We start from the raw sequence: 16,352 nt of genomic DNA, 5'->3' as shown, positions 1-16,352 counted from the left end.
GGCATGGCGGACACGGAGCACGCGAGGAACGGCGGCGGCGACAGCACCTTCACGGTGCTCGTCGCCGCCTTCGCCAATCTGGGCATCGCCGTCGCCAAGGCGGTGGCCGGCGTGATCAGCGGCTCCAGCGCCATGCTGTCCGAGGCGGCGCACTCGGTCGCGGACACCGTCACCGAGGTACTGCTGCTGACCTCCCTCAAACGCAGCGTCCGCCCCGCCGACGAGGACCACCCCCTCGGCCACGGCCCCGAGCGCTACCTCTGGGCGCTGCTCGCCGCCGTCGCCACCTTCGTCGGCGGCGCCGTCTTCTCCCTCTACGACGGCATCCACACGCTCACCCACGGCGAGGACCTCGGCGACCCGCTGGTGTCGTACGTCGTCCTGGCCGTGGCCTTCGTCCTGGAGGGCTACTCGCTGCGCACCGGCCTGCGGCAGGTCCGCGACGAGGCCGTCCACCACCGGGTGTCCTTCGGCCGCTACCTGCGCCGCACCCCCGACACCGCCGTCAAGGCCGTCGTCATGGAGGACTCCGCCGCGCTGGCCGGCCTGCTGCTGGCCGCGGGCGGGCTGCTCGGCGGACAGCTCACCGGCTCCGGCGTCTGGGACGGCGTCGCCTCCCTGTGCATCGGCGCCCTGCTGCTGTACGTCGCCTGGGTGCTGGGCCGCTCCAACGTCGAGTTCCTCGTCGGCCGCCCGCTGCCGCGCACCGTCCGGGACCGGATCCGGGCGGAGCTGGTGGCCGTCGAGCACATCGAGGCCGTGCTGGAGCTGACCACCCTCGTACAGGGACCGAGCGAGGCGCTGGTCGCCGCCAAGGTCGACTTCCGGGACGTGTCGACGGCGGCGCAGATCGAGTGGGCCTGCGAACAGGCCGAGCAGCGGCTGCGCGAGGAGTTCCCGAACGTGCGCCGGGTCTACCTGGACCCGACGCCGGGCTTCGCGCAGCGCCGCTCGGAGGGGCTGAACCCCTGGCCGTAGAGGCGCGCGGGCTACTTCAGCCCGGCCTCCGTCAGCAGATACGCCGTCATCGGGTCGTAGTGGCGCGGGCTGACCACGTGATCGTCCAGCGGCACCGCCACCTGGAGGGTGCCCTCGGACTCGGCGAGGAAGAGGGCCGGGTCGTTGCAGTCCGCGTAGCCGACCGAGTCCACGCCGTGCTGGGCGGCGTAACCGGCCCAGCCGTGGTCGGCGACCACCAGGTCGGGCAGCGGACGGCCCTCGCGCTCCAGGCCGGTCAGGATCGCCTTCATCGGCTCGCCCGAGTGGGTGTGCCACAGCGAGGCCCCGTGTTCGAGCACCGAGACGTCCGCGAACTGCTGGACGTAGCCCTCCTCCGTCGTCAGCCCCTCCGGGATCACCACGATCTCGCAGCCCGCGGCCCGCAGCGCGGCGGCCGTGGCCCGGTGCACGTCGAGCAGCCCGCCGGGGTGACCGGTCGCGAACAGCACCCGCTGCCCGCCGTCGGCCGCCTTGCGCAGCCGCCCCGCCATCCGCTCCAGCGCCGAAACGGTCAGCTCGGGGTCGATGGTGTCCTGGCCGTAGCGGTGCTCGGGATCGTCGTTGACGCCGACCCGCTCCGCCATCACCGCGAGCACGTCCTGCTCGTCGCTCCAGCGGTCGCCCAGCTCCAGACCGAGCCAGAAGCCCCGGTCGCCGTTGGCCAGTTTCCGGTAGTGGGAGAGGTTGTTCTCGCGGGGCGTGGCGACGTCGCCCGCGATACGCGTCCTGACGAGGTGCTCGGCGAGTTCGGCGCGGCTGGGTGTCCCGGGTATCGGCATGGCTCCATTGTGGGGCAGCCCGCCTCGGGGCAGCAGCCGGTCCGGGCGGGACAGCCGTTTCCGCCAGTCCCGGGAGCGGATATGGACGGAATGTACATTTCGCAGGCTCAGGTGGGGCATTTAGTCTGCGACGGCCGGCTGTCCGGCCCACCAGTACAGTCGTACGGCAGCAGTACATGCGCGACGCAGCGCAAGAAGGAAGGCAGTGCATGAGCAGCAACGAGACGCCCCGCGGTCCCGTCGACTCCTCCCGGATCCCGCGCTACGCCGGGCCCGCCACCTTCGCCCGGCTCCCGCGCCTGGACGAGGTCGGCGCCGCCGACGTCGCCGTCGTCGGCGTGCCGTTCGACTCGGGCGTCTCCTACCGGCCCGGCGCCCGCTTCGGCGGCAACGCCATCCGCGAGGCCTCCCGCCTGCTGCGCCCCTACAACCCGGCGCAGGACGCCTCCCCCTTCGCCCTCGCCCAGGTCGCGGACGGCGGCGACATCGCCGTGAACCCGTTCAACATCCACGAGGCCGTCGAGACGATCGAGGCCGCCGCCGACGACCTCCTGGGCACCGGCGCCCGCCTGATGACCCTGGGCGGCGACCACACCATCGCCCTCCCGCTGCTCCGCTCGGTCGCCAGGAAGCACGGCCCGGTCGCCCTGCTGCACTTCGACGCCCACCTGGACACCTGGGACACCTACTTCGGCGCCGAGTACACGCACGGCACCCCCTTCCGCCGGGCCGTGGAGGAGGGCGTCCTCGACACCTCCGCGCTCTCCCACGTCGGCACCCGCGGCCCCCTGTACGGCAAGAAGGACCTCACCGACGACGAGAAGATGGGCTTCGGCATCGTGACGTCGGCGGACGTCTACCGCCGCGGCGCCGACGAGATCGCCGACCAGCTCAGACAGCGCATCGGGGACCGCCCGCTGTACATCTCCATCGACATCGACTGCCTCGACCCCGCCCACGCCCCCGGCACCGGCACCCCCGAGGCCGGCGGCATGACTTCCCGCGAACTGCTGGAGATCCTGCGCGGCCTGGCCTCCTGCAACCTGGTGTCGGCCGACGTCGTCGAGGTCGCCCCGGCCTACGACCACGCCGAGATCACGTCGGTGGCCGCGTCCCACACCGCCTACGAACTGACCACCATCATGTCCCGCCAGATCGCCGAGGCCCGTTCGCAGTGACCCACGACCACGACCTGGTGCTCCGTCCGACCCCCGCCCAGACGGAGGCCGCGCTGAACCCGCCCCCCGGGCGCACCGGCGGGGACCTGGTCGTGGAGTCCCTGGCCGCACTCGGGGCGACCACCGTCTTCGGCCTGCCCGGCCAGCACGCACTCGCCGTGTTCGACGCCCTGGGCCGCTCCGACCTGCGCTGCATCGGCCTGCGGGTGGAGAACAACGCCGGGTTCGCCGCCGACGCCTACGGCCGGATCACCGGCGAGGCAGCACCCCTGCTGCTGTCGACCGGCCCCGGCGCGCTCACCTCCCTGGCCGCGCTCCAGGAGGCGCGGGCGGCCTCCGCGCCCGTCCTGGCGATCAGCAGCCAGGTCCCCGCGGCGGGCCTCGGCGGCGGGCGCCACGGCTACCTGCACGAACTCCCCGACCAGGCCGCCTCCTTCCGGGGCGTGGTCAAGTCCGTGCACACCGTCCGCAGCCAGTCCCAGATCCCGTCCGCGATCGCCGAGGCGTGGACGTCGGCGCTGACCGTCCCGCACGGCCCCGTGTGGGTGGAGATCCCGCAGGACGTCCTCGTGGCCGAGACCTCGATCCCCGTGGTGACGGGCGGCGACACCTTCCCCGAGGAGCTGCCCCCGCGCCCCGAACTGACGGCGGTGGCGGCCGACCTGCTGGCGCGTGCCGAGCGCCCGGCGATCATCGCGGGCGGGGGAGTGGTCCGCGCGGACGCGTCGAAGAAGCTGCGGCAGCTGGCCGAGCGGCTCCAGGCCCCCGTCGTCACCACCTTCGGCGGCAAGGGCGCCTTCCCCTGGACGCATCCCCTCTCCCTCCAGTCCTGGCTGGAGGACCGCCACACGACGGACTTCCTGGAGGACGCCGACGTCCTCCTCGTGATCGGCTCCGGCCTCGGCGAACTCTCCTCGAACTACCACACGTTCCGGCCCCGCGGCCGGGTGATCCAGATCGAGGCCGACCTCGGCAAGCTGGAGTCCAACCACCCGGCCCTCGGCATCCACGCCGACGCCCGCCTCGCCCTCCAGGCCCTGCTGGAGACGGTGGGGGAGCGCACCGACCCGGCCGCCCCCGAGCGGGTGCGCGAGGTGCTGGACAAGGTCCGCGAGCGCGTCGCCGCCCAGGAACTCGCCCTGGAGCAGGACGTCCTCGCCGCCGTACGTAAGGCGCTGCCGCCCCGCGCCCCCTCCTTCTGGGACATGACCGTCCTGGCCTACTGGGCCTGGTCCGCCTTCGACGCGAAGGCCCCGGGCACCATGCACTCCGCCCAGGGCGCCGGCGGCCTCGGCTACGCCCTCCCGGCGGCCCTGGGCGCGGCGGTCGCCGACCCCACCCACCCGGTGCTGGCCGTCTCCGGCGACGGCGGCGCGCTGTACTCGGTCGCCGAGCTGGCCACCGCCCGCCAGTACGACCTGAACGTCACCTGGCTGATCGTCGACGACGGCGGCTACGGCATCCTGCGCCAGTACATGACCGACGCCTACGGCCGGCCCACGGCGACGGACCTTCCGGGGCCCGACTTCGTCGCCCTGGCGGAGTCGTTCGGCGTGCCGGGGGTGCGGACGTCGCCGGACGCGCTGGAGGCCGACCTCGCGAAGGCCCTGGCCGCACCCGGCCCGTCGGTGGTCGTGCTGCCGGCCGTACTGCGCATGTTCGCCCCGACGCACCTGGGCTCGGGCTGATCGCCCGATCGACTGTTCGTGCTGACCTCCGCGGGATATCTTCCGTGAGGTCGTGGGCGTCCCGGCCGGGCCGATGTCGTATGCGGCCATTACCCTGACCCGGGAGAGGAGGGCAGCGTGCTGCTGAGGTTCCGCGTCGCGAACGTACGGTCCCTGCGAGACGAACAGGAGCTGTCCTTCGTCGCGCCCGGCGAGGGACAGGGTGGATCGGCGAACCCGGTGGATCTCGCAGGCGGCGGATCCGTCTCTGTCTTCCCGCTGATCGGCATTTTCGGAGCCAACGCCTCCGGCAAGTCGAACGTGCTGACCGCGATGACGGACATGCGCAACGCGGTCCTCAACTCCTATGCGCACTGGGCCTCCTACGACGGCATCCCCCGCCAGGTCTTCTCCCTGGACCCCAAAAGCGAGAGCGAACCCTCCTTCTTCGAGGTCGACGTCGTCATCGACGAGGTCCGCTGGACGTACGGCTTCGAGCTCGGCGCCAGCCGCGTCGAGTCCGAATGGCTGCACAGCTACCCGCGCGGTCGCCGTCAGGAATGGCTCGACCGCGACGCCTCCCGGACAGACGTCTTCAAGTGGCCCGGCGGACGTGTCAAGGACCGGGCCCAGCTCGTACGGCGTACGCGGCCGAACGCACTGCTGCTCTCCACGGCCGGCACGGACAACCATCCGCAGCTCTCCCCGCTCTTCCATTGGTTTCGCCGCAACTTCTGGATGATCAGCCCGGAGGTCGAGCGGGACGAGCGCGCGCGGTACACCACGAAGGAACTGTCCGGTCCGAGGGCCACCAGGATCCAGGAGCTGCTGAGAGTCGCCGACCTCGGCATCACCGGAGCGACGGTCGTCCAGGACGGCCCGGGGCGGGACGATGTGAAGCTGACACACCACTCTGCTGCCGGGGACGTGTCCTTCGACTGGCAGGAGGAGTCCTACGGCACCCGGTCCTGGTTCGCCCTCCTGGGCCCCCTGCTCCTAGCCCTCGACGAAGGCGCGGTCCTCCTCGTCGACGAGATCGACGCCAGCCTGCACTCCCGATTCGCGGCCGAGGTGGTCCGGCTCTTCCACGACCCGTATGCGAACCCCAAAGGCGCCCAACTGGTCTTCACTTCTCACGACGCGACGGTGCTCACGACCCCGAGCGGCGAGCGGCTCCTTGACCCGGCGCAGGTGTGGCTGACGGAGAAGGACAAGGACGGGGCGACCGAGCTGTATCCGCTCACCGACGCCGAGCCGGGCGAGGACGAGGACCTCACGCAGTCCTATCTCGCGGGGGCCTTCGGCGGGGTTCCGGCTCTCCTGGAGGGGCAGATTGCGCGGCGGCTACTGGTGGTGCGTGAGGCGGGCACCTACGACGAGACAGGCGAGCGAGCGGACCGAGCGGGGCGCGACTGATGGGGCGGGCGCAGAAGGGCAGGGACTCGTGGGAGCGTCCGGTCCGGCGAGGCGGGCAGCGCAAGCGCCAGGTTTTCATCTTCACCGAGGGCAAGGTGACCGAGCCCTCCTATCTCGACATCCTCAAGGACCAGGGCGTTCCACTCGCCGACGAGGTACCGGTGGAGATGCACATCGCCAATCGCAGGGCGGACAGCGGGCGCAAGCCGCTCGACCTCGTCGAGCAGGCGGTGAGGCTGAAGCGTGAAGAGGACCGCAAGGCGAAACGGGCCAAGCTGGGGGAGGAGTACCTGCCCCAGGTCTGGTGCCTGTTCGACCACGACAACTACAAGTACATCCGCGACGCGCTGAAGCAGGCGGAGAAGGCAGGCATCGGCGTCGCCTTCTCGCATCCGTGCTTCGAGGTGTGGCGCCTCGCCCACTACAAGCCGGTCAGCGGCTCGTTCGCCGGGGTGTGCGACGGAGCGGCCGAGCGGCTCCCGTTCCAGAAGGGCTCTCAGGACGTCGCGACTCCCAAGGTTGTCCTGCCGCACCAGATCCTGGGCCGCTACAAGACGGCGCGAAAGAACGCCGAGCGGATGAATGGCCAGCATGCGGCACATCTGGACAGATGCGACAAGGACCCTTACACGGACGTACACGAGTTCGTGGAGAAGGCGCTGCACATCGACAGCTACTGACCCCTCTCGGTCATGATCACGAGCGATTTCAGTATGACCCCGGGGGGGTCATAGGGTCTCTCCGTCATCTCAGGTCGGGTCATAGGGAGTCGTACGTGGCCAAGCTCACGCTCGCCCAGCTGGAACGGCATCTGTGGGCCGCCGCGGACATTCTGCGCGGCACGATGGACGCCTCCGAGTACAAGGACTACATCTTCGGGCTGCTCTTCCTGAAGCGGGCCAACGACGAGTTCGAGGCGGCCAGGGAACGGATCAGGCGGTACGCCGTCGAGGAGCTGAAGCTCGCAGACGAGGACGTACCCGGCTATCTGGAGCTGCCGGGCCCCTACAGCACGCGCGATGTGCTGTACGTGCCGGAGAAGGCTCGATGGCACAGAATCTCCGCTGCAACCTCCAACATTAACGAGATGTTCCTGCGTCCCGCACTACAGGAACTTGAGGGGCAGAACGCGAAGCTCAGAGGCCTCTTTGATCACCTCGACTTCAATCGCATCGGTGGATCGGGCGCAGCGTCCAGTACGGCGAAGCTGGCCGACCAACGCCTCAAGCTCCTCATCGCCCACTTCGGGCGGATCCGGCTGCGCACGGAGGACTTCGAGTTCCCCGACCTGATCGGTGCCGCGTACGAGTACCTGATCAAGGAGTTCGCGGACACGGCCGGACGCAAGGGCGGCGAGTTCTACACCCCGCGCGCCGTGGTGCGCATGATGGTCGAGCTCCTGGCCCCCACCGAGGACATGAGGATCTACGACCCGTGCGTCGGCTCGGGCGGCATGCTCATCCACGCGGCCGAGTACGTAGAGGAGCACGGCGGCGACTCGTCATCGATGTTCTTCGCCGGCCAGGATGCAAATTCCGGTTCTTGGATCATGTCGACGATGAACATGGTCCTGCACGGAGTGCGCAGCTTCGACCTGCGCACCGGGGACACGCTCTCGCAGCCGGTGCACGTTCCGCGCTCCGACGAGGACCGCTTCGACGGAGTACTGAGCAACCCCCCGTTCTCATTGGACTACACCCTTGCGGACCTGGCGTACCCGGCCGAGCGTGCCAAGTACGGGGCGACGAGCGAGCGCGGCAAGGCCGACCTGATGTTCCTCCAGCACATGCTGTGGGAGGCCAAGCGTGAGGGCCCCCGCGGCGGCATGGTGATCACGGTCATGCCGCACGGGGTGCTGTTCCGTGGCGGCGGTGAGAAGACGATCCGTACGGAGCTGCTGGAGAAGGACACCATCGAGGCGGTCATCGGCCTCGCCCCGAACCTTTTCTACGGGACCGGCATCCCGGCCTGCATCCTGGTACTCCGCCCGCCGGGCCGGAAGGACCGGGCGCGTGAGGGCAAGGTGCTGTTCATCAACGCCGACCGCGAGTTCCACACGGAGCGGGCACAGAACGTGCTGCTGCCTGAGCACGCCGAGAAGATCGTCTCGACGTTCCACGCGTACGAGGAGGTGCCCGGTTTCTCGCGGATCGTGACCCGCAAGGAACTCGCCGCCAACGACGACAACCTCAACATCCGCCGGTACGTCGACAACACGCCCCCGCCCGAGCCGCAGGACGTGCGGGCGCACCTGGTGGGCGGCGTCCCGCGCGCCGAGATCGAGGCGAAGAAGCCGCTGCTCGACTCGTACGGGATCGGCGTGACCGATCTGTTCGTGGAGCGGAAGCCGGCGGACCCGGCGTACGTCGACTTCCGGGACGAGGCGGCGGGCGGTCGTCCCGATCTGGGCGAGCTGGCCCGGCCCCGGGAGGAGGCGCTGCGGGCGGAGTTCGGCAAGTGGTGGGAGGAATCGGCCGTCTGTCGGCTGGAGGCGGTGGCGGCCACGCCCGAAGCCCTCGCTGCTTCCACGTCCTCCGAGCGCAAGGCCGCGCTGATGGCGGTGCGGGGCCAGCTGATGAAGTCGTTCGGGGAGCGGCTGGGACGGGTCGGACTGCTGGACCGGTACGCGCTGGCGGGAGCGGTCGCGGGGTGGTGGTACGACGCCAAGTACGACCTGCTCGCGTTGTCGGAGAACGGGTTCGGGAGTGTCGTCGATGGGTGGGTCGAGAACGTCGACTCGATGCTCTCGCCCGAGCAGGACGCGCGGACGAAGAAGCTGCGGACGAGGACGGCGGCGGAGCGGCGCCAGGCGTATGACCACAAGGTGGTCGCCGCGATCGCTCCCGGGTTCTTGGAGGAGCTGGTGGAGGCGGACGCGCGCAAGGCAGAGGCGGACGCACGGATCAAGGAGCTGAGCGCACGGCTGTCGGGGGGCGGGGAGGAATCGGAGGCCGATGGTGAGTCGACCGACGGTGAGGGTGACTCGGAGGAAGTCGCTCTGAGTGTGGAAGAGCTGGCCGAGCTGACAGCTGAGCTGGCGCGGGTGAAGAAGGCGCGCACGAAGGCGAACGCGGACATCAAGCGCCTTGAGACGGACTTCCACCGCTATCCGTACCCGAGCGACCCGCCCACGCTGGGGGAGGAGTCGCCGCGGCTGTTCCGAGTGCGGGAGGAGTTGGACGCGGAGGGAGAGCGTCGAGTGGTGCTCGACCTGCTGCGGGACGACCTGGCGGCGAAGCTGGACGGGCATGTGGTGCGGTGGCAGCGGGAGCTGGCGGCGTCCTATGAGACGTGGGAGCAGAAGTACGCGGTGTCGTTGCAGGCGATTCGGGCGGGGCGAGAGCAGGCGGCGGACGCGCTCGATGGGTTTCTGAAGGAGCTGGGCTATGCGGAGTGAGTCATCTGTCTCCTGGGTTCCTGTCAAGGATCTCGGCGATGTCCGCATGGGCAAGCAGCTCTCACCGGCGAGCCGGACGGGTGCAGGGCAATGGCCCTACCTTCGGGTTGCGAATGTGTATGAGGGGCGTATCGATTACTCGGACGTGAACCTCATGGCGTTCTCGGCTGTGGAACGCGAGACGTATGGGCTCATGCCGGGCGACATCCTGCTCAACGAAGGGCAGGAGAACCTGATGATGGTCGGGCGGAGCGCGCTGTATGACGGCGCTCCCGGCAAGTATTGCTTCCAGAACACGCTGATTCGCTTCCGGCCCGGTCCGGCTGTTCTTCCTGAGTTCGCGCAAGCCGTGTTTGTCTGGTGGCGTGCAAATGCGGTTTTCGCAGGTATCGCCGAGAAGACAAGCATTTCGCATCTGGGTGGGAGCAGGTTCGGGGCGCTTTTGTTTCCTTTGATTCCGTTGGCTGCGCAGCGGCGGATCGTTGATGTACTCAACAGTGTCACGGAGCTGGAGCGTGGCATCGAGGCGTCGATTGCCGCGTTCCACAGCTTGCGCCAGGGGCTCCTACTCGATTCCATGAAGTCTGTAGCAAGTGCTCAGCCAACGGCAGGCTGGAATCGCGTGCCGCTGAAAGACGTTGTTCCATCGCTCGAGTACGGGATCTCTGAAGCCCTTGACAGAGATTCTAGTGGCGTACCAGTGCTGCGTATGAACAATATTCAGAGTGCCAGAATCGATGCGAGTGAGCTTCGCTATTGCCCGGTTCCGGTTCCTTCGAGGTTGTTTCTCCGGCGCGGAGACGTCCTGTTCAATAGGACCAACAGTATGGAACACATCGGCAAGGCTGCCATGTGGCGTGAAGAGTTGCGGGGTGCAACCTTCGCGTCGTACCTGGTGCGCATCGTCCCGGATCTGCAACGCGTGACACCGGAGTACCTTGTCGAATGGCTGATGCACCCTCTCATTCGCCAGCGGGTGCGGTCGATTTCGACGGTTGCGGTGCAACAGGTGAATGTCAATCCATCCCGGCTGAGGGAGTTGGAGATTGATCTCCCGGTTGATCTGGCAGAACAGCGGCGCATCGTAGCCACACTAGAGGTCTGTGACGAGCAGATTGGGCGTGAGGAAGAAGAGCTGAACAAACTTCGTCAGCTCAAGCAAGGGCTTGTGGACGATCTGCTGTCGGGGCGAGTCACAGCCTCTGGTGTGGCGGCTTGAGGGAACCGGTGTCCGGCCCGCCCGAGACGTGCGGGCCGGATGGGTCGTGGCGCTAAGTGGTCAGGCGGATAGGCGGCTGTCCTTGACTGCTGTAACGAACGATGACCAACTGGCCGGTGGGAACACCAGCGCGGGCCCTTGGGTGTTCTTGGAGTCGCGGACCGGGACGCCGGTCGGGTAGCCGTCCAAGACCTCGAGGCAGCTGCCGCCTTCGTTGCCGCTGTACGTCGACTTGCGCCAGCCGCCCAGGGATGAGGCGTTGGGGATGATGGGTTCATTCACGGTGTTCGTAGTCCTTTGCTGTCGCCCTCAACAGGGTCAGTGAGTCCTTGAGCGGCATTGCGTCGCCTAGCGCGAGATCGTAGGTGCCTTCAAGGCGGTCGACCATGGCGGGGGAGTCGTGGATCTTGCCCACCTGGATGCCTTCGGAGTACGCCACCGGCGGCTGGTCCTCGAACTTGAGCAAGGTGAGCATGCTCTGCATGAGGGGATGGACCCCCAGCCCGAAGGGCAACACGTGGACGCGTACGCGTCCTGATTCCGCCAGCTTCACGATGTGGCGGAGTTGTTCCGCCATGACCTCAGGTCCACCCACCACCCGCCGCAGCACAGCCTCGTCAAGCAGCGCCCAGACTACGGGCGTCACCGGGTCTTCCAGGATCTTCGCCCGCTCAAGGTGTGTGACAACGAGCCTGTCACATTCCGCTTCACCCACGGGAGGGAACGACGTGCTCAGAACCGCACGTGCGTACCTCTCCGTCTGGAGGATGCCGGGGATGAACGACAGGGCGAACTCCCGGATCATCGTCGCCTGCTGTTCGAGCTGAAGGGCCGCCTCGAAGTACCCCGCGACGGCGGTGTCGTCGTCCGGAAGGAAGCTGCTCAGCACGTCGCCCGTGTTCAGCGCCCTGTCGAGGCGTCTCGCGTCCTCCTTGGACGGGGTGCGCCGGCCCGCCTCGATGTGCGCGATGTGCGAACGCGTCATGACGGCGGCCGTCGCCAGCTCCTGTTGCGTCAGCCTGGCCGCCTCGCGCTGCGCCTTCAACCACTCCCCATAGATGTTGCTCATCGTCAACTCCCATGTGACAGATGCGTTGTCACTTCCAACCCCCTGGCGAGCCTAGCCCGGCCGGTCTCACTCTGTGAGTGGATCGCTACACAGCGATGTCCATGCATGTCGACCTGTCCTCGGGCACGGAAGACCCCCGCGACCGCTACCGACGGCCCGGGGGCATGGCCCTCAACCGCAACGGATCTGAAGACGTGTTGAACCCTATTGCCTGCCTCCTTGAGCCGCTGCTGCGGCTCCTGTTGCCCGCCTCCGGGTGCCACCGGCACCAGAACCGGCACTGTGCCGAGGGAAGGGTGCGGCCCACCCCCGCACCGGGAGCCGCCGCCCCCCGCCGCCACCCCTCCCCGCACGAGGCCCTCATCCGTGGCGAGGACTCCCCGCTCGTCCGTCCCTACCTCCTCGCCCACGAACAGCGCGTACAGGCCAGGCAGCAGCGCGTCCGTCGTCGAACCCTCTGGCTCGCTGTGCACGGCATCGATGTGGGGCCACGGCACATCCACGGTGTCGAGGTCGGCTCACGCCGGACCCGGGGCAACGAGGTGGCCGCCGCATGATCTACAAGAGCCACGACGTCGCCTCCACAGCCACGCGCCTCCGCCTCCTCCCGTGGTCCAACCCCGACGGCAACCCCTGCTACCTCGTGGCCGACGCCTCCAGCACCGGTTTTCTCTCCCGTGTCGCCGACAACGTCGAGGCCGTCCAGCTCGGCATGGCCGGGGACCTTCTCGACCATGCCGCCGATCTCCTTGCCGACATCAAGACCACTGAGCCTCAACTCCGCTTCCTTGCGGCCCGATTGGCCGAATCCCTGCACGACGTGCACCGCATCGCTCGCAGTCGGGGCGCCCGCCTCCCTGTCCCGGACGATGACGACGAAGCTCGTGAGGAGGACCCCGGCACCTGACCCACCCGCCTCCGCCAATCGTGCGGACGTACCGGCGTAAAGCCCCCCTACGTCCGCACGATCTGCCACGTACTCCCTGCATCCCTTTCTCTCAGCCCACCCCCTCGGCGCAGAATGGATCTCTGGGGAACAGCGGGACGTACGGAGAGGCGCGGGGCTGTGGTGGTGCACGTCGAGCGGGACGAGGTGGAGCGGCCGTTAGTGGCCCAACTGGAGGCCATGGGGTGGACGCACGTCCCGGGCGTGGAGCTGGACACGCTCGACGCGGCCGTGCCGCTGCTCGTCGACCAACTCGGGCCGGCGCTGCGGCGGATCAACCGCCGGGGCAGTGACGGCCAGCCCTGGATGGGTGAGGACGACGTCCGGCGGGCGGTCTGCGAGCTTGCTTCTCTCTCCCTCGGCAGCGGCGTCGTGCAGGCGAACCTGGCCGCCACCGACATGCTGCTCCACGGCTGGACACTTCCCTCGCCCTCCGCCGCGCACGGCGGTCCGTCCGCCACCGTGCAGTACGTCGAGTGGCATCCGGACCTCGTCGTGCGCAACACCTTCACCGTCGTCGACCAGCTCCGCGTGCGCAGCCGTTCCGGCGAGCTGTCGATACTCGACGTCGTCCTCTTCGTGAACGGCATCCCGCTCGTGGCCGTCGAGTGCAAGAGCCCCGATCTCGCCGAGCCCGTCCGCAGCGCCGTGCTCGACCTCCGGCACTACGCCGGTAATCCTGTACTGGATCTCGACGCCGCCGGGGCCCCTGTCCCCGCCGGTGTGCCGGAACTGTTCCGGACTGTGCAGCTCCTCGTCGCCGCGACTGGTGGAACCGCCCACCTGGGTACCGTCAGCTCCGAGCCCGATCACTTCCATCCGTGGCGCAGCGTCGAACCGGAGGAGGAGAGCACGCTGCGGCGGGAGCTGCGTACCGCCGGTCTCCTCGCGGACGGCCCCGACCCGGCCGCGCCCCCGCCGCTCGGCGAGCAGCAGAAGCTCGTCGGTGTGGTGCTGCGGCCGACCGCCCTGCTCAACGTCGTACGGCACTACGTGATCCCGATGGCCGTCGAGTCGGATGCGGACGGTGGTGCCGTGCGGACCGTGAAGGCCGTCGCTCGGCACCAGCAGTACCGGGCCGCCGAGAAGGCCGTACGCAGGCTGCTGACCGGGTGGGCCCGCGCCGGGCGTGACACCGAGGACGAGCGCGGCGGTGTCATCTGGCACACGCAGGGCTCCGGCAAGTCGCTGACCATGACGTTCCTGGTACGACGCGTGCATCTGCACCCCCGGCTCAGTGAGTTCATGGTGGTCGTGGTCACCGACCGCACCCAGTTGCAGACCCAGCTCTCACGGTCGCTGAAGCTCAGCGAGTCCGACGTCGAGACGGCGGAGACCCGGACGCAGATGGAGGGGCTGCTGCGCGACGGCGGGCGGCGCGTCGTCTTCGGCATGATCCAGAAGTACGGGACCGGGTTCACCTTTGCCGGGGAGGCGGAAGGCAGCGGGGACGACCGGGATCTGACGGGAGAGGGAACGGGCGGGGGCGAGGACGAAAGCCCCGGCCTCGTAACGGACTTCCCCGAGTGCAACACCTCACCGGACATCCTCGTCCTCGTCGACGAGGCGCACCGCTCCCACACCAGCGTCCTGCACGCCGCCCTGCGCAAGGCGATCCCGAACGCTGCCAAGATCGGGTTCACGGGTACGCCGGTCATCACCGGGCGCGAGGAGGACACGCGGCGGATCTTCGGGCGGGGCGACTCGCCGCGGGGCTTCCTCGACGAGTACCGGATGGAGGACGCCGAGCACGACGGCGTCGTCGTCCGCATCCGCTACGAGGGGCGGACGGGGGAGGGCGAGATCCGTGACGGGGAGGTCCTCGACAGGGGGTTCGACGACCTCGTCCGGGACCGCACCCTGGAGGAGCGGGCCGCACTCCTCGAGAAGTGGCCCAGCGAGCGGGATGTCGCCGAGTCCGTCCCCATGATCGAGGCGAAGGCCGCGGACATGCTGGAACACTGGGTGACCACCGTGCTGCCCGGCGGCTTCAAGGCCCAGGTCGCGGCCGTCAGCCGGAAGGCGGCCGTGCAGTACCATCACGCCCTGCGCGAGGCCCGTGACGAACTGCTGGCGCAGTTGGCCGAGTTCGACCCGGAGTCGGTGGCGGGGACACCGCTGGAGAAGTTGTCCGCCAGACAGAGGTATCTCCACCAGGCCTACCGGTTCCGGGCGCTGCTGCGGCGGATCGACTTCGTTCCCGTCATCTCCCCGGGTGCCGGCCACAAGCGCGGGGAATGGCGGGAGTGGACCGACGCCGGCCACCAGGAGGCGTACACCGAGCGCTTCCAGAAGGCGTTCCCCGAGCTGGCGCCCGATCCGGAGTGGGTCGCGGTGACCCCCTTCAACCCGCCGCAGGCCCCGACCTCCACCCTCGGTCTGAACGCCCCGTGGTCCGAGGCGGCGAACAGCGAACCGCCGCCGCTCCCCACCTCGGTGCCCGACCCCGTGCACCCCGACAGCCCCATCGCGTTCCTGATCGTGAAGTCCATGTTGCTCACAGGGTTCGACGCCCCGCGCGAGCAGGTGCTCTACCTGGACCGGCCGATCCGCGACGCTGAGCTGCTCCAGGCCGTCGCGCGAGTCAACCGCACCTCGCCCGGCAAGGAGGTCGGTTACGTCGTCGACTACTACGGTGTCTTCGAGCACCTCTCCAGCGCACTCGCCGGGTACCGCAACGCCGACGTCACCGACACCATGCGCGAACTGTCCTACGAGGTGGACAAGCTCGGCCCCGCCGCCCAGGAGGTCCGCGACTTCCTGCGGCGCAACGGCATCGACGACGCACAGCTCGACCAGCTCGCCAAGCTGGGGCCCGCGGCCCTCGCCCTGCAACCTGAGGACTTGCGGTTCGATTTCGACGAGGTGCTGCACGCGTTCCTCGCCACCCTCGAACGCGTCCTTCCGCACGAGGAGGCCCTGGACTACGTGGCGGACGCCCGGCGCTGGAGCCTGCTCCAGAAGCGGGTGCGGCGACTGTACCGGGACGCCGAGGGCGGCACGTTCACGCTGCGCCGATACGGGCGCAAGGTCCGGGCCATGATTGCCGACCACCTCGAGGGTCCGGAGATCGACCGGGTCATCCCGCCGGTCTCGCTCACCGCCCTCACCTTCGACGACGCCGTGCGGAGGCTGCCGCCGCAGGAGGCCGCAGCGGAAATGGGCCACGCGCTCCGTTTCCACCTGGAGGAGCGGACGAAGCGGGAGGACCCCGCGAAGTACGAGCGGCTCTCCAAGCGCCTGGAGGAGATCCTGCGCACGATGCCGGGGCGCTTCGAGGAGCAGATCAAGCTGTTCGGCCCGATGCTCGAAGATGCCGCTCAGGAGCAGGAGGAGTCTCCGGAACTCGCCGGTCTCACGCCGCTCGAACAGCGGGCGTACCGGCTCGTGGAACAGATCCTGGAGGACACACCCGGGATCAGGCTCGCCGATGGCGGAGATGTCAGGCGGCTCACGGGCAAGGTGTGCGACGTGGCCACCAGCGTCATGGCCAAGGCGTCGTACCAGGGGCAGCACCAGGACATCAACGCGCTGGCCGGAGACCTACAGGACGTCCTGCTCAGTGGTCACGTCCGGCCTGTGAAGGGGGACTGGCAGTCGTTGGAGAACGCGGCCCAGCGCCTGGCGACCTTCGCACAGAACAACCTGCGGCAGTTCCGGAGCAGGGCGAGGGGAGAATAGG

Annotated in this window: 13 protein-coding genes; 10 read left to right on the top strand and 3 right to left on the bottom strand. The window is 68.9% G+C overall.

Features of this window, described 5'->3' with window-relative positions:
* Window positions 1-3: 3 nt before the first annotated feature.
* Window positions 4-978 carry a cation diffusion facilitator family transporter gene (locus IE94_RS0107090; protein ID WP_030179845.1) on the top strand — a complete coding sequence of 325 codons (975 nt, stop codon included), beginning with the start codon at window positions 4-6 and terminating at the stop codon, window positions 976-978.
* An 11-nt stretch (window positions 979-989) separates the two neighbouring features.
* Here IE94_RS0107090 and IE94_RS0107085 read toward each other — a convergent pair whose 3' ends face one another.
* The gene (locus tag IE94_RS0107085) at window positions 990-1,778 is read right to left on the bottom strand and encodes a phosphatase (protein ID WP_030179842.1); all 789 of its coding nucleotides are present in this window, start codon (window positions 1,776-1,778) and stop codon (window positions 990-992) included.
* Between the two features lie 209 nt (window positions 1,779-1,987).
* Between IE94_RS0107085 and speB the strand changes: the two genes are divergently transcribed.
* The 6 genes from speB to IE94_RS0107055 all read left to right on the top strand — a co-directional run bounded on the left by speB (window position 1,988) and on the right by IE94_RS0107055 (window position 10,655).
* The gene (gene speB / locus IE94_RS0107080; RefSeq protein ID WP_030179841.1) at window positions 1,988-2,956 is read left to right on the top strand and encodes an agmatinase; all 969 of its coding nucleotides are present in this window, start codon (window positions 1,988-1,990) and stop codon (window positions 2,954-2,956) included.
* Window positions 2,953-4,644, top strand: a complete 1,692-nt coding sequence (locus tag IE94_RS0107075; RefSeq protein ID WP_030179837.1) for a thiamine pyrophosphate-binding protein — start codon at window positions 2,953-2,955, stop codon at window positions 4,642-4,644. The genes speB and IE94_RS0107075 overlap by 4 nt, the downstream gene beginning before the upstream one ends.
* A 117-nt stretch (window positions 4,645-4,761) precedes the next feature.
* Window positions 4,762-6,039: an AAA family ATPase gene (locus tag IE94_RS0107070; protein WP_030179834.1), complete on the top strand. Its 1,278-nt coding sequence runs from the start codon at window positions 4,762-4,764 to the stop codon at window positions 6,037-6,039.
* Window positions 6,039-6,719 carry an RloB family protein gene (locus IE94_RS0107065; RefSeq protein ID WP_030179833.1) on the top strand — a complete coding sequence of 227 codons (681 nt, stop codon included), beginning with the start codon at window positions 6,039-6,041 and terminating at the stop codon, window positions 6,717-6,719. The genes IE94_RS0107070 and IE94_RS0107065 overlap by 1 nt, the downstream gene beginning before the upstream one ends.
* 95 nt (window positions 6,720-6,814) lie before the next feature.
* Window positions 6,815-9,436 (top strand): type I restriction-modification system subunit M, encoded by a 2,622-nt coding sequence (locus IE94_RS0107060; RefSeq protein WP_030179830.1) that lies wholly within the window; start codon window positions 6,815-6,817, stop codon window positions 9,434-9,436.
* On the top strand, window positions 9,426-10,655 hold the full coding sequence (locus IE94_RS0107055; protein ID WP_030179826.1) for a restriction endonuclease subunit S: 1,230 nt from the start codon (window positions 9,426-9,428) through the stop codon (window positions 10,653-10,655). The genes IE94_RS0107060 and IE94_RS0107055 overlap by 11 nt, the downstream gene beginning before the upstream one ends.
* A gap of 60 nt (window positions 10,656-10,715) precedes the next feature.
* Here the strand turns inward: IE94_RS0107055 and IE94_RS37725 are convergent, their stop codons facing one another.
* On the bottom strand, window positions 10,716-10,937 hold the full coding sequence (locus IE94_RS37725; RefSeq protein ID WP_078606417.1) for a DUF397 domain-containing protein: 222 nt from the start codon (window positions 10,935-10,937) through the stop codon (window positions 10,716-10,718).
* The gene (locus tag IE94_RS0107050) at window positions 10,930-11,724 is read right to left on the bottom strand and encodes a helix-turn-helix domain-containing protein (RefSeq protein WP_030179823.1); all 795 of its coding nucleotides are present in this window, start codon (window positions 11,722-11,724) and stop codon (window positions 10,930-10,932) included. The genes IE94_RS37725 and IE94_RS0107050 overlap by 8 nt, the downstream gene beginning before the upstream one ends.
* 95 nt (window positions 11,725-11,819) lie before the next feature.
* Between IE94_RS0107050 and IE94_RS0107045 the strand changes: the two genes are divergently transcribed.
* The 3 genes from IE94_RS0107045 (at window position 11,820) to IE94_RS0107035 (ending at window position 16,351) form a co-directional block, all read left to right on the top strand.
* Entirely contained in the window at window positions 11,820-12,281 is a 462-nt protein-coding gene (locus IE94_RS0107045; RefSeq protein WP_030179821.1) for a hypothetical protein, read from the top strand.
* The gene (locus tag IE94_RS0107040; RefSeq protein WP_030179818.1) at window positions 12,278-12,631 is read left to right on the top strand and encodes a hypothetical protein; all 354 of its coding nucleotides are present in this window, start codon (window positions 12,278-12,280) and stop codon (window positions 12,629-12,631) included. The genes IE94_RS0107045 and IE94_RS0107040 overlap by 4 nt, the downstream gene beginning before the upstream one ends.
* 159 nt (window positions 12,632-12,790) lie before the next feature.
* Window positions 12,791-16,351 carry a type I restriction endonuclease subunit R gene (locus tag IE94_RS0107035; protein WP_030179815.1) on the top strand — a complete coding sequence of 1,187 codons (3,561 nt, stop codon included), beginning with the start codon at window positions 12,791-12,793 and terminating at the stop codon, window positions 16,349-16,351.
* Window position 16,352 lies beyond the last annotated feature (1 nt).

The organism is Streptomyces violaceorubidus (genome assembly GCF_000717995.1).
GTDB classification, from domain to species: Bacteria; Actinomycetota; Actinomycetes; order Streptomycetales; family Streptomycetaceae; genus Streptomyces; species Streptomyces violaceorubidus.
Note: the sequence above shows the minus strand (reverse complement) of the source record. Positions and strands in the feature narration are given on the sequence as shown.